The sequence below is a fragment of the Dokdonia sp. MED134 genome (assembly GCF_000152925.2).
Classification (GTDB): Bacteria; Bacteroidota; Bacteroidia; order Flavobacteriales; family Flavobacteriaceae; genus Dokdonia.
The window spans coordinates 1,946,272-1,967,427 of record NZ_CP009301.1; the positions used below are offsets into that span (position 1 = coordinate 1,946,272).

Here is a 21,156-nt window from a genome sequence, read left to right on the forward strand (position 1 = left end):
GGTTGTGAGTACGCTTTCGCGAAAGCGTGATTAAGATTTTACAATTTCCATAACACCCAAATGCAGATTACCGCACTACCTTTATAAAAAAAAGAAGGTATGGGATTTGAACATTATGACGTTTTTGTAATAGGATCGGGCAGCGCAGGTAGACAGGTGGCAACACGTTGTGCCAAAGAAGGAATGAAAGTAGCCATTGCAGATAATCGTGAGTATGGCGGGACCTGTGCAAATAGAGGTTGTGACCCAAAAAAAGTACTCCTTAACGCCAGTGAAATCATTGCTAGAACGAGCGATATGGAGGCGGTAGGCGTGACCGAAATCCCAAAAATAGACTGGCAAGCACTTCAAAAATTCAAAGAAAAGTTTGTCTCTGCAATGCCCATAAAAACCGAAGAATCGCTAGATAAACTAGGGATTACAATGTACCACCAGTCGCCTCAATTTATAGAGGAAGGTCTTCTAAGCGTTGAGGGTAAAAAAGTAACGGTAGATAAGGTAGTTATTGCCTCTGGTCTTATCCCTAGACCGCTACACTTTGAAGGTGCTGAGTTGTTTAAAACCTCAGACGATTTTCTTGAATTACCAGCCCTGCCAGAGAGCATTATCTTTGTGGGTGGAGGTTATATCGCTATGGAGTTTGCTCATATCGCGGCACGCTGTGGTGTAGATGTAACAATTATAGAACGTGGGGAGCGTGTTTTAAAAATGTTTGATGCTAGTATCACGGGGCTCTTAGAAGAAGAGTCTAAAAAAATAGGAATCAACTTTATTTTTAATGCAGATGTTATCCGCGCCGAAATGCTTCAAAAAAATACACGCGTTTTTTATACACGTGATGGCGAAGAGCAGAGCGTAAAAGCCGAAATGGTTTTTAATACCTCTGGACGTGTGCCCTCTGTAGATATGCTTGCTCTAGGCAAAGGAAATGTAGCAACTACACCTAGAGGTATTAAGGTAAATGAGTATTTACAAAGCACTACTAACCCTAATGTATATGCCTGTGGCGATGTAGCAGACTCTGGTTCTCTACCACTCACACCACTGTCTAGTAAGGAAGGTAGACACGTAGGTATACAACTAGCTACTGGAACACATACCAAATATGATTTTCCGGCAATACCTACAGCAGTTTATACCACACCACAGCTAGCAATGGTAGGACTCACAGAAGACCAAGCAAAAGAGCAAGGCATTTCTTATAAAGTACTAAGTGAGCACGTTCCAGACTGGTTTAGTGTAAAGAGATTAAACTCAAAGAACTATTGCTACAAAACGCTTAAAGGTGAAAATGATGAGATACTTGGCGCTGAGATTCTTGCGCCAGAGGCGAGTGAGATGATCAACTTATTTGCAATGGCAATACAGCAAAAGTTAACCTGTACACAGTTTAGAGAAACGATTTTTGCATATCCTACATTTGCAAGTGATATGCAGAGTATGGTTTAATTATCAAGAAACCGTTCCTTGAATTTTAAATGAGGAGCGGTTTCCTTATTCTTAAAGGCGTGTAGCATTGTAATTATTACTAATACTACTGCTCCTAGTAAAGCGTAGTAAGCGATGCTCTCATATTGATCTTTATGTCTTATGAATATCGCTACAAGTGCCCACACAGCAACCAGCGCAAACTCTCTCATATTACGTAACCATACCATAAGTACATTTATAAGTACAGCCACAGTAATCATTACCATAGTCCACACAACCTCGTTAAGCTCTGTACCCTTTAGGTCTATACTAGAAAAGAAGACAGAGAAGTTTGCAATAGTAGCAACGGCTATCCACCCAGCATAGATACAAATGGGCCACCACACAAGTCCAATGACCTCAATAGGAGCATCCCAACGTTCCATATTAGTGCGCCAAATTACGAGTAATAGGCTAGACAAAATTCCTAGCATAATAACTACAGATAATCCTATGTAATCATACGTAAATGCAACCACCCAAGCTGCGTTAAGAAAATTTGCAATGGCAAACCACCAGCCGGTCTGTGTAATAAACGATGATTCTTTCTTGCTAAAGAAAGCTCGGCGTATTTGAAAAAGCGAATATCCTATGAGCATTAAGAAAATCACACCCCAGATAGAAAATGCATATCCTGCTGGAGTAAATAAATTCTCATACTTATCTGAAGCTTCACCTATCGTAGTATTATTCCAGCGCTGGGCTTGTGAAAGTCCGTTTACTGCTAGGACTAATAACACAGAAAGAAAATTAACAATCGCATAGGTCTTTTTCATAATCACTGATTTTTAGTAAAGTTACAGCCGTGGAAAGACTTGCTGTATTAACATAATCACAAATCTATTCAACAAGAATCACCTCCTCTGGAGTTACGACAAATACCTCATCACCAGCCTCTGGCTCAAGTATGTAGTTACCTGTAAACTCTCCAAAGGCAGGTAAAATAAGTTGGTTCTCTTTTTTAAAGAAACAAGGCAACTTCATTACTTGCCTTCCTAAACCCTTAAGTCTAACCCCAGGGTGTATGTGGCCACAAAAATTAAAATACCCCTCACGCTCCTCAGGGATATGCGTGAGCAAAAATGTATCTATCACTCGCTCATCAAACATTTTTATACCTAATTGCTCAAAGCGCTCAGGGTTTATGATGTCGTGATTACCGGTAACGAGTGTAATCTGAGCTGCTTGAGCATTGACCCATTTTTCAAAATAAAGCCATTCTATATTTATTGCCGAGTGAAAAAGATCACCCAAAAAACAAACCTCCTTAGGGTCACAACAAGAAATAGCCTCGTCTAGTAATTCAAAATTCTTGAGTATAGCTTCTTGTGGTACCGCGCTACCGTGTTTTCTAAAATGAGCCACCTTGCCTAAGTGTACATCTGCAATAAAAAGAATCTCTCGCTCCTCCCAGAACATTGTGCCCGTAGGTAAGAGTGTAAATGTGTTGTTATGAATGCTCGTTTTTGTCACCTTACAAAGATACAGCACTCCATCTTTTACACGTATCTTTATCACGTGCAAACTCACTACGATTATATCATTCTGGGCGCTGGTCTTTCTGGACTTACTACTGCCTTGCGTATGGCAAAAGATCCCTTTTTTTCAAAAAAGAGTATTGCCATCATAGACCAAGACCTTAATAAAAGTAATGACCGCACCTGGTGCTTCTGGGAGATAGAACCTTCTATGTATGAAGCGATTGTTTCATATACCTGGCCTTCGGTTTTAATAAAAGGTGAGGGAGTGCATAGTCATATCGACATTGCGCCTTACACGTATAAAAAGATAGAAAGTGCTGGTTTATACGCTTTCGCGAAAGCGGAATTATCGCAACATAGCAATATCACGTTTATAGAAGCATCTGTTAGCACTACAACCACACTAGATGGGAAAGCAACAGTAACTACAGACATAGGTACATTTGAGAGTCCTGCGGTACTTAATAGCATTTATAAACCTAGCCTGCTCAAGGAGCAAACGCAAGCTGTTGTACTACAGCAACATTTTATAGGGTGGTTTGTCAAGACCGAAAAACCTGTTTTTGACCCAAAACAGGCTACTTATATGGATTTTAGCATTCCGCAGGAGGGAAATTGTAGGTTTATGTACGTCTTACCTACATCTAACACAGAGGCACTCTTAGAGTACACTTTATTTTCTGAAAGACTCCTCTCTAAAACCGAATATGAAAATGCTATCAAAACTTATCTCAAAAATCTAGGTGTAGACAACTATGAGATTATTGATCGTGAGCAAGGAAGCATCCCTATGACTACCTATGATTTTACACAGCACAACACACCGCACGTACTACACATAGGAACTGCAGGAGGCTGGACTAAAGCAAGTACTGGTTATACATTTACGCATACACTTAAGAAGTCTAAAGATCTCATCGATTTTTTAAAATCTGACACTCCATTTACATCCTACAATATTAAAAACAGGTGGACTTTTTATGATGCGGTATTACTAGAGGTGCTTACAAAGCATAACGAGCAAGGTGCCTCAATTTTTACCAGAATGTTTAAAAAGGGAAGAGCTTCTCATATTTTTAGATTTCTAGATGAAGAGTCATCCCTTGCAGATGAATTAAAAGTGGTGTTAAGCGCACCAAAAATTCCCTTTCTCAAAGCCGCCTTGAAAGTTATTTTCAAATAGCGAGTTACTTGATTACACTTGCTAGTTGACTCAAATCATCTACCACATAATCTGCCTCTGGCACAAGTGGGTATTGCTGTTTACCAGGTCTATTTATAAAAGCTGTTTGCATACCTACGCTTTGCGCTCCGGCAATATCCCAGCCGTGTGCAGCAATCATCATTGCATTTTCTGGTAATACACCCATAGTTGTCATTGCCCAGTTATATACTTCTGGCGCCGGTTTAAATTTTTGAACGGGCTCACAACTAAGCAAGGTGTCAAAACAATCTGCAATACCCGCAAATTCTAGTTTTTCTTCAAGACCTTTTTGTGAAGAGTTAGTAAGCGCTACAAGTCTAAAACCTTGTTCTCTTAATGCTAGCAGCGATGTTCTTACCTCGCTATAAGGCTTAAGCGTTTTAAAGGGTTTTATTACAGCTGCTTCTGCTTGCTGTTTTGTGAGTGTGATATCATTACCAGCAGCTACCATCTGGAGTGCGGCTACGCCTATCTGGCCAAAACCTTTATAAGCCTCAATCGTATTTGCCACGAGTGAGTAATGCAATAAGGTGCTGAACCATAGCGAGACGAGCTCTCCTCTATCATCTAGTACACTGGTGATTTTTTCTTTTAAGAATTCAAGATCAAGAAGCGTCTCATTTACATCAAAAAATAGGGTAGATGGCTTTTTCATTATGTCTTTTTAAACAAAGTTAAGCAGCCACAACGCAAAGAACTCTTAAAGAAATAGTAAGATTACATACCGCGTTCCTTCTGGATTTGCTCGTAAGCCTCTTGCACATTACGGAATTTCTCTTCGGCGCCGGCTCTGTAGGCTTCGTCCATATCCATAAGTTTATCTGGATGGTACTTTTTAACCATTGTTCTAAAGGCTTTCTTTACCTCATCATTACTAGCAGATTTATCTATCTCTAAGATTTTATAGGCACTGTCTGCTTTCTTAACAAACATATTTTTTATACTCTCAAAATCTTGATGATTTATTCTAAAATATCCTGCTATAGTACCTAGCACATTTACCTCTGGCTGGCTCACTTGACCATCTGCCTGTGCAATGCCAAATAAAAAGTGTAAAATTTGTAATCGCACCTCATAACGAGTACGACTATTGAGGTAGGTACATATACGTGTGGCAGAGACCTCCCTATCCTTTATGACTGTGTTAAATGTTCTAAAAGTCGCATTTGCACGCTCTTTACCATAAGCTCTCACAAAATACTGTCTGGCATAGTCTAGCTCGTTCTGACTTACCTTCCCATCTGCCTTTATGACTATAGAAGCAAGCGACAGTAAGTTGAGCTCAAAATCTCCTGGAGAAACACTTTGCTGTGTAGCTTGTTCAAAAACGGTTTTAAAACGCTGGCCTGTACTACCGCCTTGACCCGTTTTTTTACCCTGGTCCATAAACATATCTACAGCACTACCTAGAAAGTATCCTATTACAGCTCCAAAAAATCCACGTCCCAAAAAGTAACCTACTACAGCACCTATATATTTAATCATACTTACATTCTATTCTTATCCCGCAAATTTACGGGTTCTAACCATTAGACGTGAGGACTTTTTAATTGTTACGCCATCCCGCCATACTTACCGCCTCCCTCATAGAAATACGATTTGTTTGTGTAATAATCTGCCATTTTTTCCGTCTTAATATCAAGGTATGCTTTTTGTATATTTGTATTCAAAATAAATTGATTATGTATCCACCAGATTTAGTAAAACCAATGCGTGAAGACCTTACCAGAAATGGCTTCACAGAATTACATACAAAAGAAGACGTAGAAGCTGCAATGAAAAAAGAAGGTACAACCCTTATGGTTGTAAACTCTGTTTGTGGTTGTGCTGCTCGTAACGCGCGTCCAGCTGCTGTACACGCAGTTGTTAACGGTAAGAAGCCAGATAACATCTATACTGTATTTGCAGGAGTAGATGGAGAGGCTACAGATCTTGCTCGTTCTTATATGGTACCATTTCCTCCATCTAGCCCATCTATGGCACTTTTTAAAGACGGAGAGCTAGTACATATGATAGAGCGTCACCACATTGAAGGAAGACCTGCAGAGATGATTGCAGAAAACCTTATGGATGCTTTTGAAGAGCACGCAAGCTAGGACAACACTTCTTGTAACAATATGAAGACCGCTTTTATAGAGCGGTCTTTTTTTATACACGCTTTCGCGAAAGCGTACTTGTTACTCTCCATAAATCTCACGAACTTTAATCCATCTTTATAGCATTATTAAATTATAGTATGAGCCAACAGCAAACTCTTATAGAAAACACCATCACCTTTGTAAAAGCAACCCTAGCAAATGCCGAAGGTGGTCACGACTGGTTTCATATAGAACGTGTTTATAACAATGCAATGCACATTGCAAAAGGTGAGCCTGTAGATGAGCTCGTAGTTGCATTAGGAGCCTTGCTACACGATATTGCAGATTCAAAATTTTTCAACGGAGATGAAACCGTTGCGCCAAAAATGGCAACCGAGTTTCTCATAAGTCAAAACTGTGACAGCGCCGTTATAGAGCACGTGGTACAGATTATAAAAAATATCTCTTTTAAAGGCGGTAATAAGGCCCAAGAGTTCACCTCGCCAGAGCTAGATGTTGTGCAAGATGCAGACAGGCTAGACGCTATAGGTGCTATAGGCATTGCTCGTACGTTTAACTATGGCGGTTTTAAAAATCGCAAACTATATGACCCAGAGGTCAAACCACAGTTAGATATGACTGTAGATGAGTATAAAAAGAGTACCGCTCCTACTATCAATCATTTTTATGAGAAACTACTCTTACTTAAAGACCGTATGAACACAAAGACCGGAAAAAAAATTGCCGAAAAACGTCACGCTTATATGGAAGGTTTTCTGGAGCAATTCTACCGTGAGTGGGAGGGTTCAAAATAAACCTAGCAATCATTTAATAAAAAAGCCCTAAGCATTATAAGTGCTTAGGGCTTTTTAACTCTTACTAAAATATTTATTTAAGATGCGTTGCAAAGAAGCCCATCATCGCTTTATACAGCTCTAGGGTATTTTCTTCTTTACCAAAGCCGTGGCCTTCATCATACTTTACCATATACGGCACCTCAACCCCTCGTGCTCGTAGCTGCGCTACTATTTGGTCTGCCTCATCTATATTAACTCTAGGGTCATTTGCTCCCTGTACCACAAAAAGAGGTTTTACAATTTTATCTACGTGTAGTGCAGGAGATACCTCATCCATTATTTTCTTCTCTTCTGGCTTGTTTGGGTTATACCAGATGGTATGTAGCATATCACGGTACTTCTCCCAGTAAGCCGGTATCGTACCCATAAAGGTGTGCAAATTACTCACCCCTACATAGTCTACACCGCAGGCATATTTTTCTGGTGTTTTGGTCATACCACGCAGCACGGCATAGCCACCGTGACTTGCGCCATAAATGGCTACTTTATCTTTATCTATTGCTCCTAGGCTTACCACATAATCTACACCATCTTCTACATCATCCATCGCTTTGCGGCCTATTTGTCCAAAACCAGAGGTATAAAACTCCTTACCGTATCCTCCAGAAATTCTAAAGTTTACGTGCAAGGTCGCATACCCACGGCTTGCAAAAAGCTGCGCCTCTGCGTTAAAACCCCAGCTATCACGTATACCCTGCGGCCCTCCGTGAGGATTTACAATCATAGGGACCTTTTCTCCCTTTGCCAAATCATTAGGCAAGGTGAGATACCCGTGTAGGGTCACACCATCTCTACTGGTAAAAGTAATAGGCTCCATAGCAGCCATATCTTCCTCCTCCAGTTGTGGGAGTATTTTATAAAGCAAGGTAACTGTATCCTTTTCTACATCATATAAATGATATTCACCTATAATGCGGTCACTAGTTACTACGACCATCATTTTATGCTCATCGTCTGTTCTTCCTACTACATAAAAATCTTTGTCGCCAAAATCTTTTTGTAAACGTGCCTGCACTTTTTTATAAGTTTCACTTACAGGTACAATGACTGCCTTCTCACCGTTATGTGAGTAGTAATCAATCTCGTAATTGCGCTTTCGCGAAAGCGTAATCCCGCTCACATCATACGTATCATCTCTATACATTGTCTCGAGCACCTTATTTGCCTTTAAGTCGTAACGTTGAATTTCTGTCTTATCTGTCTCGAGATTTGAGATTACATATGCCGCATCTGGATTATCTGAAGCATAATCAAACCGAATAATACCAAAGGACTCTCCAAAGGGAACTTCCATTATTTTTTTGAACTCGCCATCTACATTATAGAAGAGCTCCATATCGACACCGTTTATAATCTTTGAGATAGCTCTTAGGTTTCCATATTTGTCAAAATCGTATCCAGCCACAGGGTTATCTCCTTCCTTTACGGTATACAGCTTCTCTATAGCACCCGTTTTAATGTTGAGTTTATAAGGCTCTTCTTGCGCAGGGTTGTCCTTATTCATCTGCACAATAACGTGGTCTTTATCTTCTTTGAGCGTGGCAAGTACGCCTACACGCACATTATCAAAAGGCGTGAGCTCCTCATTACCACTACCATCTAAGTTTACGCCAAAGAGGTGGTAATTTTCATCACCGCCCTTATCTTGAGAATAGACTATTCTATCTGGGCTCGCCCAGAAGTAGCTACGTATTAGATCTTCTTGCTGCTCTACAAGCAATAGCTCCTCTTGAGTGGTTGTATTTTTTAAAAACAAATCACGTTTACCGTCCTCACGACGTTTCATATATGAGAGATAATTCCCGTCTGGAGAGAGTTTAAAAGCGTACGCCTCTGGCGTCTGAAAGTAATCTTCTACTTTGTATTTAAAATCACCATCTTCCTGAGCGATGAGTTTTGCAAGATTTGCTGCGGTAGATGGGAGTGCTGTATTACCTGGTAGTGTTTTTTCTGTCTTCATTAAATCTGTTTGGTACAAGGTGTCAAGATATGTAGACACCTAAGATTTGTTCTTCTTTAAGAACAACAAGATACTAGATTTTAAAATGCTTAGCTGTTATAGAAATCTTATTTTCTAGAATTGAAAGGTGTGCTGTTATAAGCACACAAAAAGCCCTCAAAAGAGGGCTTTACAATATAAAATTATGACTTAGGGTTTACATCGTCACTTTACCAAGTGTCACTTTATCCACCTGCTTAAATAGTTTTATAACACGTACTTCCTTTGTTTCTTTTGGTGTTCCATAATTACGATATACAGTGTATTTTAAAAATGGAGGCAATACATAATCACCCTCGTTGCCTAGATATTGTACATTAATTAACCACTCTCCAGCAGGAGCATCATCTATAATAAACTCCTCGGTCTGAAAACCTTCCTTTTGTTCGGTTTTAAGGCGGTCTCTGGTTTCTTCTAGCGTGTGTGTCCACTTAAAGAACTTCTTTTGTGGGTTTACAAACTGAAACTCAAAAGGAACCGACTTGTCAGACCAATCTATGGTCATACGCATATCTACCTTAAAATCTGTGCGTAGCCACTCATTAGGCAATCTACTATAATCTATTTTATCTTTATGTAATGCAACTAGACGGCTCAACTCACTGCGCAGTGGCTTCTCTAAGCCGTTAAAGTTTACACCCATAATTTGCTCTCCCAGCATATTTATGTACAACTCAAGTGCCTTATCATACTGCGCATCATTTTGATAAGCCAGTGCTAGATCTCGATAAGACTGAGACTCACTAGGAGCAATTTTTGCAATGCGCTCGTTTACAAGCACGATATTTCCCGTATCATTTACTAGTTCATATAGATATGACAGTGTGCGTAGTGCCTTTGTATTATTACGAGCGATGTAGGCTAGGTCTGAGCGCACCTCATCTGCAAGTTTTGGGTCTATGGTTTGAAAATACTGTGCGGCATCTACATAATACTCCAGTGGCGACTCTTGGGTACGAGACAACTTCTTGTAAAGTGCAAATTGCTGTTGCGGGGTTCCGCTTTCGCGAAAGCGTAAAATATACGAAGGCAATGCGGTGTCTATACTACCAGTAACGTCACCCGTATACTCGTTACCAGAAACTAGAGCACTCTGTTTATTTTTGGCAGCCTTTGCCTCAAAATTTGCTTCTTTGGTTTTTATAAGAAAAGCCCCTCCTGCTGCAAGCGACCCATAACGAGAGGTTGCGACCACAGATTTAAGTACAGAGATATTGTCTATCTGGTTTACATCCAAAAATGATGGAGGATCTTGATATGGAGTTCCATTTACAATCCATATAGGAGGTACATCGTTTGTAATAGATTGTGAGCCGCCACGTATTTTATAAGTAGTTGCTTGGCCTGTGAGTAAACCACTGTTTACCGTCACGCCACTTACCTTACCCTTTATGAGCTGGTCTAGACTGGTGTACCCAGCACTATAATTTCTTGTACTAATCTCTCCCGTGGCATAGCCTATTTTATCACCACTGGTTTTACCATAAGCTGTCTCTACCGTGTTATCTACGCGCTCTCGCCCTTCTAGCACGACCTCATCTAGATCATTGCTTTTTGAAGTTAAGGCAATCGCACCCATATCTTGAGTTTCTATCAACACCTCTTTTGTAAACATAGCCGGTGCACTCACTACAAGGACATCATCTATAGCTGCGGTGATGGTAAAACGGCCATTTGCATCTGTATATACCTCGTTAAAGGTGCCTTTTTTTGTGATTGCAGCTCCCTTTAAAGGTTTTGCTCCTGAGGTTATTACCCCCGTCACTTGTACCGCAGTAGCAGAGCGGTCTTCTACCTCTTCTGTATAATCGTTACCGGTTACAAGGGCAGATTTAGGTTTTTTATCTCTATTCTTAAAATCTACAAAGCTCTGAGTTCTAATATCTATTAATCCGTTAGGGGTTGGTATGCCATACTTTGTTCCAGCTCCCGGTGAGGCGGTGATTAGTATCATTGCCACGTTAGAGGGAGGTAACTGTTCTATAATACTCGCCTCCCGTCCAATACCATCAACAACAACCGCATATGGTTGTCTAAACCTAGTATTAAGAATGATTCTGTAAGGATATTGCCCGGCTGCTGCTGTTCTACTGGAATTTTTATAAATTGCATCTATGAGACTTAGGTGTGCTATATTTTCGAACTCTTCTTTTAAAATGACTGAAGGTGCAAAACCATTTTTGTTAGCTATCGCATCCTTTTTTTCGTAGAGTTTCTCCTTTGCGGTTTTAGTAACATTTAAGACTACCTCGTCTAGTAAATCACTATTAGGTAACAACGCTACAGCATACTCCTTCTTATCTGTAACCGCAATCTCCTTTGTAAACATCCCTAGGCTAGAGATAATGAGAATATCTCCGTTTTTTGCTGCGAGATTAAAGGTTCCATCTGCCTTGGTGTAAGCAATTTCTAGTGAACCCTTACGTACAACCTCTGCTCCCTGTAATGGCCCTTTGGGACTTGTAATCACTCCCGTCACTTGTGACGCAGTAACAGAGCGGTCTTCTACCTCTTCTGTATAATTATTACCGGTTACAAGGGCTGTGTTTTTAATAGCATCTTTTCTATAACTCTTTGTAGTTACCAGTACTTGTAAGCCTCGGTCTCCTTCTCCACCATATTTAATATTTGTAGAAAGTGGGTTGTCTTTTATAATTACAGAGAGAATCTCATTATCTGGAATATATAATGGTATAGGTTGTCCTTGTCTCACCATTACCCCATTTACAATCCAATTAGGTCTCTTACCAAAAATGGTGACTACCTCACCCTTTTCTGTATAACTAACCTGTACACCTTTAAAATTCTTTCTTAATACACGTTCTAAACTTTGTCCATCTGGTGTGATGTCTTTATCTGTAATATAAAAATCTCCTAAGCTCGTTATGCCTCCTGGCATATTAGGCTCATTTGTACCTTCTATAATTTTATCACCTGCAAAAATTTTCTCACGCTTTGCAGTAAGCACCACCTCCTCTAGTTGATCACTGCTGGGTAGCATTTTTATATCATAATTATTTTGCTCTTGTACTGCTACTGCCTTAGGAAACATCCCTAGCGCTTGTACAAGTAGTATATCTCCAGCTGCTGCTTCTACTTGAAAAGCGCCATTTGCATCTGTAGTGTATTCTTTTAAATCTCCTTTTACTACGATGGTTGCTCCTTGTAATGGTTTCCCCAGGCTTTTTACGGTTCCAGATATTTTTTGAGTAAGTGACATTATCTCACCAGAGTATATGCGATTTTTACGATTTACAGTTGGGGTTACATTCTCAACAACTGGTGCCTGAGCAACTGTATATTTTACAGTGCCAGAAGTATACCTAGCCAAGGCATCGAGGTATTGCTGGCCTTCGGTAGTTTGTACTGTGGTAAATGGTACAACTGGAATATCTTGATTTGCATTAAGTTTACCATAGTTAGGCACTCCATTTGAGAGTAATAAAACGGCATCTGCACCTTCTAGACTGAGTACACTATAATTAGACGGGGCATTATAGGTTTGCTGGGTTACGCTTTCGCGAAAGCGGTCCATATCTCCATCCCACTTTTTCCAAACTTCTGTTCTTATGATATCCTTATTAAACACCTCAAGGGTAACCTTAGGATCATTAAGAGCTGCCAAATATTGTTTTACAAAGATAAGTTCTTTATTGAGGTTGCGATCTTGCATACCCTCAGAGATATCCCAAAATATCTTGAGATGTGTAATTGCTGGGCTTTCTTGTGGTGAGCCCTTTTCTAAAACAATAGCGCTAGATCTATTGAGCAAGGCTCTCACATCTGTCGCGTTTAAGTGTATGGTTTCAAAACCTGGTGCAGATACGATGAGCTGGTCTGTATCTGAAAGGGTCTCGTGATATTTCTTATAAGAAAAGGCTCCTTGAGCATTGCTCGTGACCCCCACGCCTTGATTTGTGATACCTATTTTTGCATTTTCAATAGGCGTTTTTGACCCCGCTGCGACCACGGTTCCTCTAAAAATAGTTTGTGCATTGAGCGATAAGCTTGCCAGCAATAAGCAGGCAATGATGTATACATTAGTTCTCATAGTTTGATGAATTGATTGATAAACAGATTGACCTTAAAATCATCTATTTGATTTCTAGACACTTAAAGATACTTAAATGTCGGCATTATAGGGTATAACCGATAAAGGCTTACTTTTTTTAAAGCAAGCCTTTTTTGAAAGATATATCTTACAATTTTAAGATATCGGTATATGTGATGTGACCTTATAAGTTTATTCTACCCAGAGACACCTTGTCTTTTTGCTCAAATAGCTTTACAACCTTTACTTCTTTAGTTTCTTTTGAAGTTCCGTAGTTTCTATACACCGTGTACTTTAAGTAAGGAGGTATTGCAAAGGTTGCCTCTTCACCTAGGTACTGTACGTTTACAATCCACTCACCGGCTTTTGCGTCATCTATAACAAACTCCTCAAACTGGAATCCCATTTTACGCTCCTTAAGTAATCGCTCTTTATTATCAAATAAGGTGTGATCCCACGTGTAAAATTTCTTCTTAGGGTTTACAAACTGAAAAATAAATGGAGCATCTTGCTCAGACCAGTTTATGACTAACCTGATGTCCATTTCAAGATCATTAGTGAGCCACTCATTAGGCAGTCTATTATACTCAATTTTATCTTTATGTAGTGCGACAAGATGTCTCAACTCGTTACCTAGAGGCCCTTCTATTTCAGAAAAATCTACCCCTAGTATGCGCTCTCCTAGCATATTAATGTATAGCTCTAGCGCTTTATTATAATCACCGCTTAAGGTGTATGCTAGTGCCAGATCACGATATGATTGTGCCTCCCTAGGTGCTAGTGCTACGATGCGCTCACTTACTTGTGCATTACGTTTATAAGAGCCAGCGGCTTCATATAAGTAACTAAGTATGCGCAGTGCCTTTACATTTTCTCCAGCCACCTCTGCAAGTTGTAAACGTATAAGCTCTGCCTTTGCGGGTGCTATTTTTTGAAAATACTCTGCATTATCTGCATAAAAGGAAACCGAATTCTTAAAGTTTTTTGAAAGCGCTTGGTACTTTTTATACTTTGCATCCACAGTAGGCTCCTTATCAAGTGCTGTAATATAAGGTGAAGTTTCAACAACCATATCTGATAGTGTCTCACTGTAATCATTACCTTTTACAAGAGCTCTATCTACAATACCCTTTGCTTTTACAGCATCAGGATTTGCAGCCTTTGTTTTTACTAGAAAAGCTCCTCCACTTGCTATGGTACCATAACGTACCGTTGCAATTGCAGATTTTAAAATTGTAATACTCTTAATATTTTGAGGATCGAGATAATATGGTACATCTGCAAATGGAGCTCCATCTACAACCCACAGAGGCGGCAACTCATTGTTAATAGACATATTACCACCACGTATTAAAAACCGCTCGCTACCAGGAGGTCCTAGTACCTGTACGCCTGCAAAATTACCGCGTATTGCATCACCCAGAAATGTTGCATTAGGCTTTATATTATCTGCTGTAATCGTATTTACTGCATAACCTACAGATTCTTTTGTTTTTGCAACACCGCTTCCTGCATCTACTTTCTTTTCTTTAGACTTAGCATTACCAGTAAGTAACACCTCATCCAGCATATCTGCTTGTGGTATCATTTCTACCTGTATAACTGGATTTTTTGTGACCAACACATCTTTAGGATACATTCCTAAATATCTTATTTGAAGTACATCACCCTCTACGGCAGGTATATTAAAAGTACCATCTGCTTTAGTAAGATACTCGTTAAGCGTACCTCTTAAAGAAACTGCAGCACCTTGTATAGGTCCATTTGTACTAGACACAATTCCTTTTACTGTTGCTTGTGCTTTACTAAAATCTGCCTTCTCAAAAATACCACCTGCATTTATACGTGCTATAGCCTTATCTGGATTTGTAGAAAAAAGAGGAATGTAAGACCCATTATAGAATGAGGCATCTGCCATCATACTCTCGTGATTTGAAGTGGCAACCGTATTTACGGTATATAAACGGCTTGTGCGCGGTAACTCAATGTTCCCAAAACTTTGCTCTCCATCAGACACTACAATAGCAACATCAGTATTACTTCCATCTATAAGCGAGTAATCTGTCGCTCCAGTGTACTTAATATTTTTTATTATTTCGCTTAAAGCGAAAGTACCATCTGCTCCGGCTGTGATTTTTTTATCTAAAACAACCTTATCATTAAAAGCTACAAAACGAACCGCTGGCGACGAAAGTGTTGCTAGGTAAGAATTAACAAAATCTATAGCCTTATTACTATTTTGGCTCTTTGCCGAAGCAGAAACATCCCAAAAAATAACTATATCCTTTGCTTCATTAAGAGGTTTTACATCTTTAGAAACACCAGGCTTTAAATAAATGGTACTCGTGATATTATATAAATTACGAAGATCATCACCAGAAATACTTACTGACTCATATCCTTTTGCAGAGATGACAAGTTCACTTTCTGGAGAAACAACTTGGTCGTATTTTCTGTATAGAAATCTACCATTAGTTCCAGAGGTGGCACCGGCACCTTGACCAGACACACCCACCTTTGCCACAATAGGCTTTTTTGAGCCTTCCTCAAGTACTACACCTCTAAAGACCGTTTGAGAATAAGAATAAAAACTTAGTAGTGATACTAAGAGCGTAAAAATTAAACGAAAATGATTCATTATATATGATTAATTGATGATTCACAAATATGACTTAAAATTTTGCCACAAGTAACATTGTAGTCCGTTAAAAAAACGTTAACATATTATATTAAACACTACTAATCAGCAACTTTTTAATCTTTTGGTCGCTCTAAACTGAAGTGAAAAATTTAAAAAGCTTTCACAAATGATTTTAATATCTTTAGTGAGCTTATAAAACATAAACCCTATGAAACGTCGTTCTTTTCTTCAAAAATCTGCTGCAGCAAGTGCGGCTTTTACAATCGTCCCTAGCTTTGTCTTAGGTGGTAATCACGTTGCTCCATCAGACACGTTATACATAGGGGCCATAGGTGTAGGCGGTCGTGGTGGCGGTGTTGTAAACGAGCTTACCCAGTATGGTAAGGTAAAATTTGTTGCCCTATGTGATGTAGATGATAATCGCGGTGCAGCAAGTTATAAGATGCACCCTAAAGCAAAGACGTATAGAGATTTTAGAAAACTCTATGATAACCATATTAACGATATAGATGCCATAATGGTGGGTACTCCAGATCATACACACGCCACCATATCCATACCCTTTATGCGTGAAAATAAACACGCCTATGTAGAGAAGCCTCTTACTCATAATATTTATGAAGCTAGGCTTATGGCGCAAGTGGCAAAAGAGCAAGGCATTGTAACTCAAATGGGTAATCAAGGTGCCTCAAGCGATGGTATAAGAACCGCACAAGAATGGATAAACGCAGGGGTTATAGGTACCGTCTCTCGTGTAGATTGTTGGACAAACAGACCCGTGTGGCCACAAGGATTTAAGCATATTACAGAAGGGCAACCTATCCCAAAAAACCTAGATTGGGACTTATGGCTAGGCCCAGCTAGTTACAGACCTTATAATGAAAACTACCTGCCTTTTAAGTGGCGTGGTTTTTGGGATTTTGGTACAGGAGCAATGGGTGATATGGGTTGCCATATTATGGAAACTCCATTTAAAGCGCTAGAACTTGGTTTTCCTTATGAAGCAGAGGCAAGTTGTACCACCATTTGGTCTGGAGATTTTGTAGAGGCAGATTATCCAGAAGCCTGCCCTCCTAGTTCTATTGTAAGACTTAAATTTAAGTCACCTACGCAAGGTGATGTGGGTCTTAACTGGTACGATGGCGGTATTATGCCTGACCTACCAAGCGAAATAGGCGAAGGTGAAACACCAGGTAAAGACGGCGGCGGAAGCATCTTTTATGGTAGTGATGGTATTATGATAACAGACACCTATAGCGGCAACCCTCGCTTATTACCTAGCGAGCGTATGAAAGATATGGCGGCAGTGCCGCAAACTATAAAAAGAGTGACCACCGGTCACGCAGGTGAGTGGGTAGAAGCTTGTATAAATGGAGGCAGCACCTCATCACCATTTTCTTATGGCGGGCCACTTACCGAGGCTGTTTTAATGGGGAATCTTGCTATAAAAGCATACCAAAAGAAAGAATTTAAACCTGGCAAAAAGTCTGGGGACTGGGATCCATATAACTACCCTGGGCGTCGCACCATTAAGTGGGATGGAGATAATATGCGCGTGACTAATTATGAAGAGGCAAATGCCTGGGTAAAACGTGAGTATAGAAAGGGATGGGAGATTTAAAAAATAAAAAAGGCTGTAACCTAATGGTTACAGCCTTTTTTAAATCATATAGTTTTACCTGACTTAAAACTCAGCCTTTCTTTTTTCTAGAAATGCCGTGGTTCCTTCGGTGAAGTCTTCTGTACCAAAACACCCGCCAAATTCTTCTATCTCTGTATCAAACCCATCTACAGCATTTTCATAACCTGCATTTACAGCATTAATCGCTGCGGCAATTGCCATAGGTGAGTTACGCATAATCTTTCCGCCTAGTTTATTTGCTAGTGGTAATAGTTCCTCTTGTGCAGTGATGTGATTTATAAGTCCGTACTCAAGTGCCGTATTTGCATCTATCATCCCGGCAGTCATTATCATCTCCATCGCACGCCCTTTACCTACTAGTTGTGGTAAGCGTTGTGTACCACCATAACCTGGTATCACACCTAGACTCACCTCTGGAAGCCCCATACGAGCATTATCACTAGCGATTCTAAAATGTGCTGCCATTGCCAGCTCTAGACCGCCTCCCAGTGCAAAACCGTTTACGGCTGCTATGACTGGGGTACCCATTTCGGCAACGTAGTCAAAAAGTAATTCTTGTCCCTTTCTTGCAAGCTCTGCACCTTCCTCTTCAGAGAAGTTTGCAAATTCAGAAATGTCTGCTCCTGCTACAAATGCCTTCTCTCCAGATCCGGTAATGATTACAACGCGTACGCCTGTATCTTCTTCCGCTTTCGCGAAAGCGGTATGAAGCTCCTCTATAGTCTCCTTGTTAAGAGCGTTAAGTTTTGAAGGTCTGTTTATCGTGATAGTCGTGATGCTATCTGAAGTTTCTGAAAGTATGTTATTGTACATAGCTATATGTTAGTTTATAAAAGTCTTTTTTATACGCCAAAAATGGGACGCTTACACTTATTTATTTTGGGAAGATGACTCTAAAAACTGTGCCGTCTCCCTCTTGTGTTGTAAAGGTAATTGTTCCTTTATAGGTCTCCACAATATTTTTTACCATTGCGAGACCCAGTCCCATACCACTTGTTTTGGTAGTGAATTTTGGCTCAAAAATCATAGGTAAGTTATCTTCAGAAATACCCGTCCCATTATCTGTCACTGTTATTTCTACTTGTGCATCTAGATCGTTTACCTCGACTAAGATTTTTGGGTCTTCTGTAGTTTTTGTGGCTTGCACCGCGTTTTTTACCAAGTTTGTTACCACTCTAATAAGTTGCGTGCGGTCAAAATTTGCAAAAATCTCCTCTTTCGCGGAGGCGAAATCTATATAGCGCTCATTAAAAATATCTACAGAGAGCTTTACGATATTAGGCACATTAAGAATCTCGCTTTGCTGTGCTGGCATATCTGCAAAGTTTGAGAAGGCACTCGCTATGCTGCTCATAGTATCTATTTGCTGTATGAGGGTACTGCTATATTCCTTTATCTTCTGGTTAACTTCGGGGTCTTCTGGGTCAAACCTACGCTCAAAGCTCTGTACCGTGAGACGCATAGGTGTGAGTGGGTTTTTGATCTCGTGAGCTACTTGCTTCGCCATCTCTCTCCAGGCGGCCTCACGCTCGTTTTGCGCGAGTTTTGCAGCACTGCCCTCAAGTTGGTCTATCATCCCGTTATAAGCGTTTACGAGGGTTGTGAGCTCAGAGGGAAGCTCTGTAGTATCAATTTTCTCGTTGCGCTTATCTAGTTGGGTTTCTTTTATATTATCCTCTACCGTTTTAAGTGTTTTTGTAATGTATCTCGCCAGAAAATAAGCGAGTAAAATTGCGGTCAATACCATAAGGATATTTACCACCACCAGACGCCACAATATCTCTCTGAGTTCCTTATTAATGAAAGCCTCACTATCTTCATACTGTATCTCAAGTATGGCGAGTGGTCTATATTTAGGGTCATTTATATAGCTATAAGAGAGTTGTTGAGACACCTCACCATCCAGCTGATTTACATATCGTTTTTCTTCAGATTTTTCTAAGTTTTCTAAAGTCTCAAGACATAATTTCTTTTGCGCGGGACTATCAAATAATTGATCTGTAGACGAGATAAGAGGCTCCCCATCTAGATCGTACATTGTGAGATTTTCACCCTGTATACTTGCAATCTCGTATATCTTCTCTTTAAAGATATATGGGATTTTTTCGGTCTTAAGTTCATAGCTGGTATTATCTAATACAAAGTCTATAGTTTTCTTTATAGAAGACTCTTTACGTTCTAATCGTTCCTCATTATAGTCTCTTATTTGCTCTTTGTATTGAAAATAGGTGACAGCAGCAATCATCAAGAAGGCAATCAATACCAATGCAAGCATTGAGGTAAAGATTTTTGTGCCGAGGGATGTACGATTAAAAGTGAGCATTAGGCATCTGGATTTTTATCTTGTATTTTCTTATACAGTTTTATGCCTAGCATCAATAATACTGCCAGACCTACAAGACCTAACATTCCAAAAATCCAATTGGTTGTGCTTTTTGTGACCGCTAGAAAAACAACCGCAAAAAGTATAAGCGTTGCTCCTTCATTCCAAAGGCGCATTTGTCTAGAAGTATATTTAAAAGTACCTGCTTGAAATGTCTTGTGTATACGCCAGGTTTTCCAATGATATAAAAACAACAACACAATAAAAGCAAGTTTAATATGCATCCACGGGGCACTAAAAAGCCCTGGATTTATATAAAACATCAAACTCCCAAAAATCACAGTGAGTATCATAGAAGGGCCTGTAATAATCTTCCAAAGACGGTGTGCCATTAAGCCCAATTGCTTACCAAGTATCTCTTTATCTGGTGATGGTTTTTCAATAGCTTCTACTTGATATACAAAAAGACGCGGCATATAAAATAAGCCAGCAAACCAAGTGACCACAAAAATGATGTGTAGGGATTTGAAATAAAGGTAGTATTCTGCCATAATGGTAAAGATACGAAGCAAGACAAAACAATAAAGGCGCAGAATTTCTTCTGCGCCTTTTTAAAAATTTACTTCTCTATGTTAGAAAAAGATACTTAGTCCTCCAGTTATACCCAAATTAGATGTGGTAAACTTAGCGTCAAAATCGTCATCTGGATCTTTATTTGTTCTATTAGTATAAGCTGTTTCTACGTTAATTGCGATTGTTTTATTTAAGAAAAACGCTACTCCAGCACCCGCAGACCACATAAAGGTGCGATCTTTCTGTTCAAAACTCTGAAATACAATATCTGAATCACCACTACTAATAACTGCACTAGTGCCTTCCAATTTTGAATATCCAATACCGGTACTTGCAGACACATAAGGTCTTATTTTAGAGTTACCCACGTCAAAGTAATAACTTGCAAAAGGCCCTGCATTAAAACTTGATGATGTGTTTTCATTATTACCATCCTCATCTTCATTTTTAAATCTCGATATACCTGTTTGCACACCAAGCGCTAAGTTGTCAATTATGAAATAACCTACTTTCCCCTCCAGCACAAATGTATTAGTCTTGTCTTCACTTACAGTATCCCCATCAAACTCATAAGAAGTTTTTGAGAAATTAAGACCTCCGTTTGTAGATCCACCTAATAATAGTCTGCCCTTTCTTGTAAAATTTTCTCCACTATCAGTCTCTTGAGCAGTAAGGCTCATTGCAAAAAGGAATAAACAGAGTCCCGTAATTGTTTTAAGTTTTGTCATTTTTTTGATTTATTAATGAATGAATATTTTGATATAGATGACAATTTACAGAATAGGTTGGTTAAGAAAATCACAAAAAAAGGCGCAGAATTTCTTCTGCGCCTTTCTA

General features: G+C 39.6%; 16 protein-coding genes. 5 read left to right on the forward strand and 11 right to left on the reverse strand.

Annotated features, from left to right (window positions below):
- Window positions 1-99 precede the first annotated feature (99 nt).
- Complete coding sequence (locus tag MED134_RS08560) at window positions 100-1,449, forward strand: dihydrolipoyl dehydrogenase family protein (protein ID WP_038597954.1); 1,350 nt, start codon at window positions 100-102, stop codon at window positions 1,447-1,449.
- Here the strand turns inward: MED134_RS08560 and MED134_RS08565 are convergent.
- Together MED134_RS08565 and pdeM are read right to left on the reverse strand one after the other, a co-directional pair.
- Window positions 1,446-2,246, reverse strand: coding sequence for a TspO/MBR family protein (locus MED134_RS08565; RefSeq protein WP_038597956.1), 801 nt, complete (start codon window positions 2,244-2,246; stop codon window positions 1,446-1,448). The genes MED134_RS08560 and MED134_RS08565 overlap by 4 nt on opposite strands.
- A gap of 64 nt (window positions 2,247-2,310) precedes the next feature.
- Window positions 2,311-2,943, reverse strand: coding sequence for a ligase-associated DNA damage response endonuclease PdeM (gene pdeM, locus MED134_RS08570; protein WP_038601080.1), 633 nt, complete (start codon window positions 2,941-2,943; stop codon window positions 2,311-2,313).
- Between pdeM and MED134_RS08575 the strand changes: the two genes are divergently transcribed.
- Window positions 2,923-4,134 (forward strand): lycopene cyclase family protein, encoded by a 1,212-nt coding sequence (locus MED134_RS08575; RefSeq protein WP_237747098.1) that lies wholly within the window; start codon window positions 2,923-2,925, stop codon window positions 4,132-4,134. The genes pdeM and MED134_RS08575 overlap by 21 nt on opposite strands.
- 4 nt (window positions 4,135-4,138) lie before the next feature.
- Here MED134_RS08575 and MED134_RS08580 read toward each other — a convergent pair whose 3' ends face one another.
- Both MED134_RS08580 and MED134_RS08585 read right to left on the reverse strand, forming a co-directional pair.
- Window positions 4,139-4,810, reverse strand: a complete 672-nt coding sequence (locus MED134_RS08580; protein WP_038597960.1) for a haloacid dehalogenase type II — start codon at window positions 4,808-4,810, stop codon at window positions 4,139-4,141.
- Window positions 4,811-4,872: 62 nt separating this feature from the next.
- Window positions 4,873-5,640 (reverse strand): TerB family tellurite resistance protein, encoded by a 768-nt coding sequence (locus MED134_RS08585; RefSeq protein WP_038597962.1) that lies wholly within the window; start codon window positions 5,638-5,640, stop codon window positions 4,873-4,875.
- Between the two features lie 197 nt (window positions 5,641-5,837).
- Here MED134_RS08585 and MED134_RS08590 point away from each other — a divergent pair, with 197 nt between their 5' ends.
- On the forward strand, window positions 5,838-6,251 hold the full coding sequence (locus tag MED134_RS08590) for a BrxA/BrxB family bacilliredoxin (RefSeq protein WP_038597964.1): 414 nt from the start codon (window positions 5,838-5,840) through the stop codon (window positions 6,249-6,251).
- A gap of 140 nt (window positions 6,252-6,391) precedes the next feature.
- Complete coding sequence (locus MED134_RS08595; protein WP_038597967.1) at window positions 6,392-7,048, forward strand: HD domain-containing protein; 657 nt, start codon at window positions 6,392-6,394, stop codon at window positions 7,046-7,048.
- Window positions 7,049-7,121: 73 nt separating this feature from the next.
- Here MED134_RS08595 and MED134_RS08600 read toward each other — a convergent pair whose 3' ends face one another.
- The 3 genes from MED134_RS08600 to MED134_RS08610 all read right to left on the reverse strand — a co-directional run bounded on the left by MED134_RS08600 (window position 7,122) and on the right by MED134_RS08610 (window position 15,778).
- Window positions 7,122-9,050: a S9 family peptidase gene (locus tag MED134_RS08600; protein WP_237747100.1), complete on the reverse strand. Its 1,929-nt coding sequence runs from the start codon at window positions 9,048-9,050 to the stop codon at window positions 7,122-7,124.
- A 196-nt stretch (window positions 9,051-9,246) separates the two neighbouring features.
- On the reverse strand, window positions 9,247-13,140 hold the full coding sequence (locus tag MED134_RS08605; RefSeq protein ID WP_038597969.1) for a carboxypeptidase-like regulatory domain-containing protein: 3,894 nt from the start codon (window positions 13,138-13,140) through the stop codon (window positions 9,247-9,249).
- A gap of 184 nt (window positions 13,141-13,324) precedes the next feature.
- Window positions 13,325-15,778 (reverse strand): TonB-dependent receptor plug domain-containing protein, encoded by a 2,454-nt coding sequence (locus MED134_RS08610; RefSeq protein WP_038597971.1) that lies wholly within the window; start codon window positions 15,776-15,778, stop codon window positions 13,325-13,327.
- A gap of 211 nt (window positions 15,779-15,989) precedes the next feature.
- Between MED134_RS08610 and MED134_RS08615 the strand changes: the two genes are divergently transcribed.
- Window positions 15,990-17,402 carry a Gfo/Idh/MocA family protein gene (locus MED134_RS08615; RefSeq protein ID WP_038597973.1) on the forward strand — a complete coding sequence of 471 codons (1,413 nt, stop codon included), beginning with the start codon at window positions 15,990-15,992 and terminating at the stop codon, window positions 17,400-17,402.
- A 63-nt stretch (window positions 17,403-17,465) separates the two neighbouring features.
- Here the strand turns inward: MED134_RS08615 and MED134_RS08620 are convergent, their stop codons facing one another.
- From MED134_RS08620 to MED134_RS08635, 4 genes are all read right to left on the reverse strand, one after another.
- Window positions 17,466-18,236 (reverse strand): enoyl-CoA hydratase/isomerase family protein, encoded by a 771-nt coding sequence (locus MED134_RS08620; protein WP_038597975.1) that lies wholly within the window; start codon window positions 18,234-18,236, stop codon window positions 17,466-17,468.
- Between the two features lie 61 nt (window positions 18,237-18,297).
- Window positions 18,298-19,698: a sensor histidine kinase gene (locus MED134_RS08625; RefSeq protein ID WP_052084278.1), complete on the reverse strand. Its 1,401-nt coding sequence runs from the start codon at window positions 19,696-19,698 to the stop codon at window positions 18,298-18,300.
- Window positions 19,699-19,745: 47 nt separating this feature from the next.
- On the reverse strand, window positions 19,746-20,297 hold the full coding sequence (locus MED134_RS08630) for a CopD family protein (protein ID WP_038597979.1): 552 nt from the start codon (window positions 20,295-20,297) through the stop codon (window positions 19,746-19,748).
- An 81-nt stretch (window positions 20,298-20,378) separates the two neighbouring features.
- Entirely contained in the window at window positions 20,379-21,047 is a 669-nt protein-coding gene (locus MED134_RS08635; protein WP_038597980.1) for an outer membrane beta-barrel protein, read from the reverse strand.
- Between the last annotated feature and the right edge of the window lie 109 nt (window positions 21,048-21,156).

What these genes read in the sequence shown, in the direction of transcription:
- MED134_RS08560 (WP_038597954.1), top strand. Translation starts at nt 100, where the DNA reads ATGGGATTTGAACATTATGACGTTTTTGTAATAGGATCGGGCAGCGCA.
- MED134_RS08565 (WP_038597956.1), bottom strand. Translation starts at nt 2,246, where the DNA reads ATGAAAAAGACCTATGCGATTGTTAATTTTCTTTCTGTGTTATTAGTC.
- MED134_RS08575 (WP_237747098.1), top strand. Translation starts at nt 2,923, where the DNA reads ATGAATGCTCGTTTTTGTCACCTTACAAAGATACAGCACTCCATCTTT.
- MED134_RS08580 (WP_038597960.1), bottom strand. Translation starts at nt 4,810, where the DNA reads ATGAAAAAGCCATCTACCCTATTTTTTGATGTAAATGAGACGCTTCTT.
- MED134_RS08585 (WP_038597962.1), bottom strand. Translation starts at nt 5,640, where the DNA reads ATGATTAAATATATAGGTGCTGTAGTAGGTTACTTTTTGGGACGTGGA.
- MED134_RS08590 (WP_038597964.1), top strand. Translation starts at nt 5,838, where the DNA reads ATGTATCCACCAGATTTAGTAAAACCAATGCGTGAAGACCTTACCAGA.
- MED134_RS08595 (WP_038597967.1), top strand. Translation starts at nt 6,392, where the DNA reads ATGAGCCAACAGCAAACTCTTATAGAAAACACCATCACCTTTGTAAAA.
- MED134_RS08600 (WP_237747100.1), bottom strand. Translation starts at nt 9,050, where the DNA reads ATGAAGACAGAAAAAACACTACCAGGTAATACAGCACTCCCATCTACC.
- MED134_RS08605 (WP_038597969.1), bottom strand. Translation starts at nt 13,140, where the DNA reads ATGAGAACTAATGTATACATCATTGCCTGCTTATTGCTGGCAAGCTTA.
- MED134_RS08610 (WP_038597971.1), bottom strand. Translation starts at nt 15,778, where the DNA reads ATGAATCATTTTCGTTTAATTTTTACGCTCTTAGTATCACTACTAAGT.
- MED134_RS08615 (WP_038597973.1), top strand. Translation starts at nt 15,990, where the DNA reads ATGAAACGTCGTTCTTTTCTTCAAAAATCTGCTGCAGCAAGTGCGGCT.
- MED134_RS08620 (WP_038597975.1), bottom strand. Translation starts at nt 18,236, where the DNA reads ATGTACAATAACATACTTTCAGAAACTTCAGATAGCATCACGACTATC.
- MED134_RS08625 (WP_052084278.1), bottom strand. Translation starts at nt 19,698, where the DNA reads ATGCTTGCATTGGTATTGATTGCCTTCTTGATGATTGCTGCTGTCACC.
- MED134_RS08630 (WP_038597979.1), bottom strand. Translation starts at nt 20,297, where the DNA reads ATGGCAGAATACTACCTTTATTTCAAATCCCTACACATCATTTTTGTG.
- MED134_RS08635 (WP_038597980.1), bottom strand. Translation starts at nt 21,047, where the DNA reads ATGACAAAACTTAAAACAATTACGGGACTCTGTTTATTCCTTTTTGCA.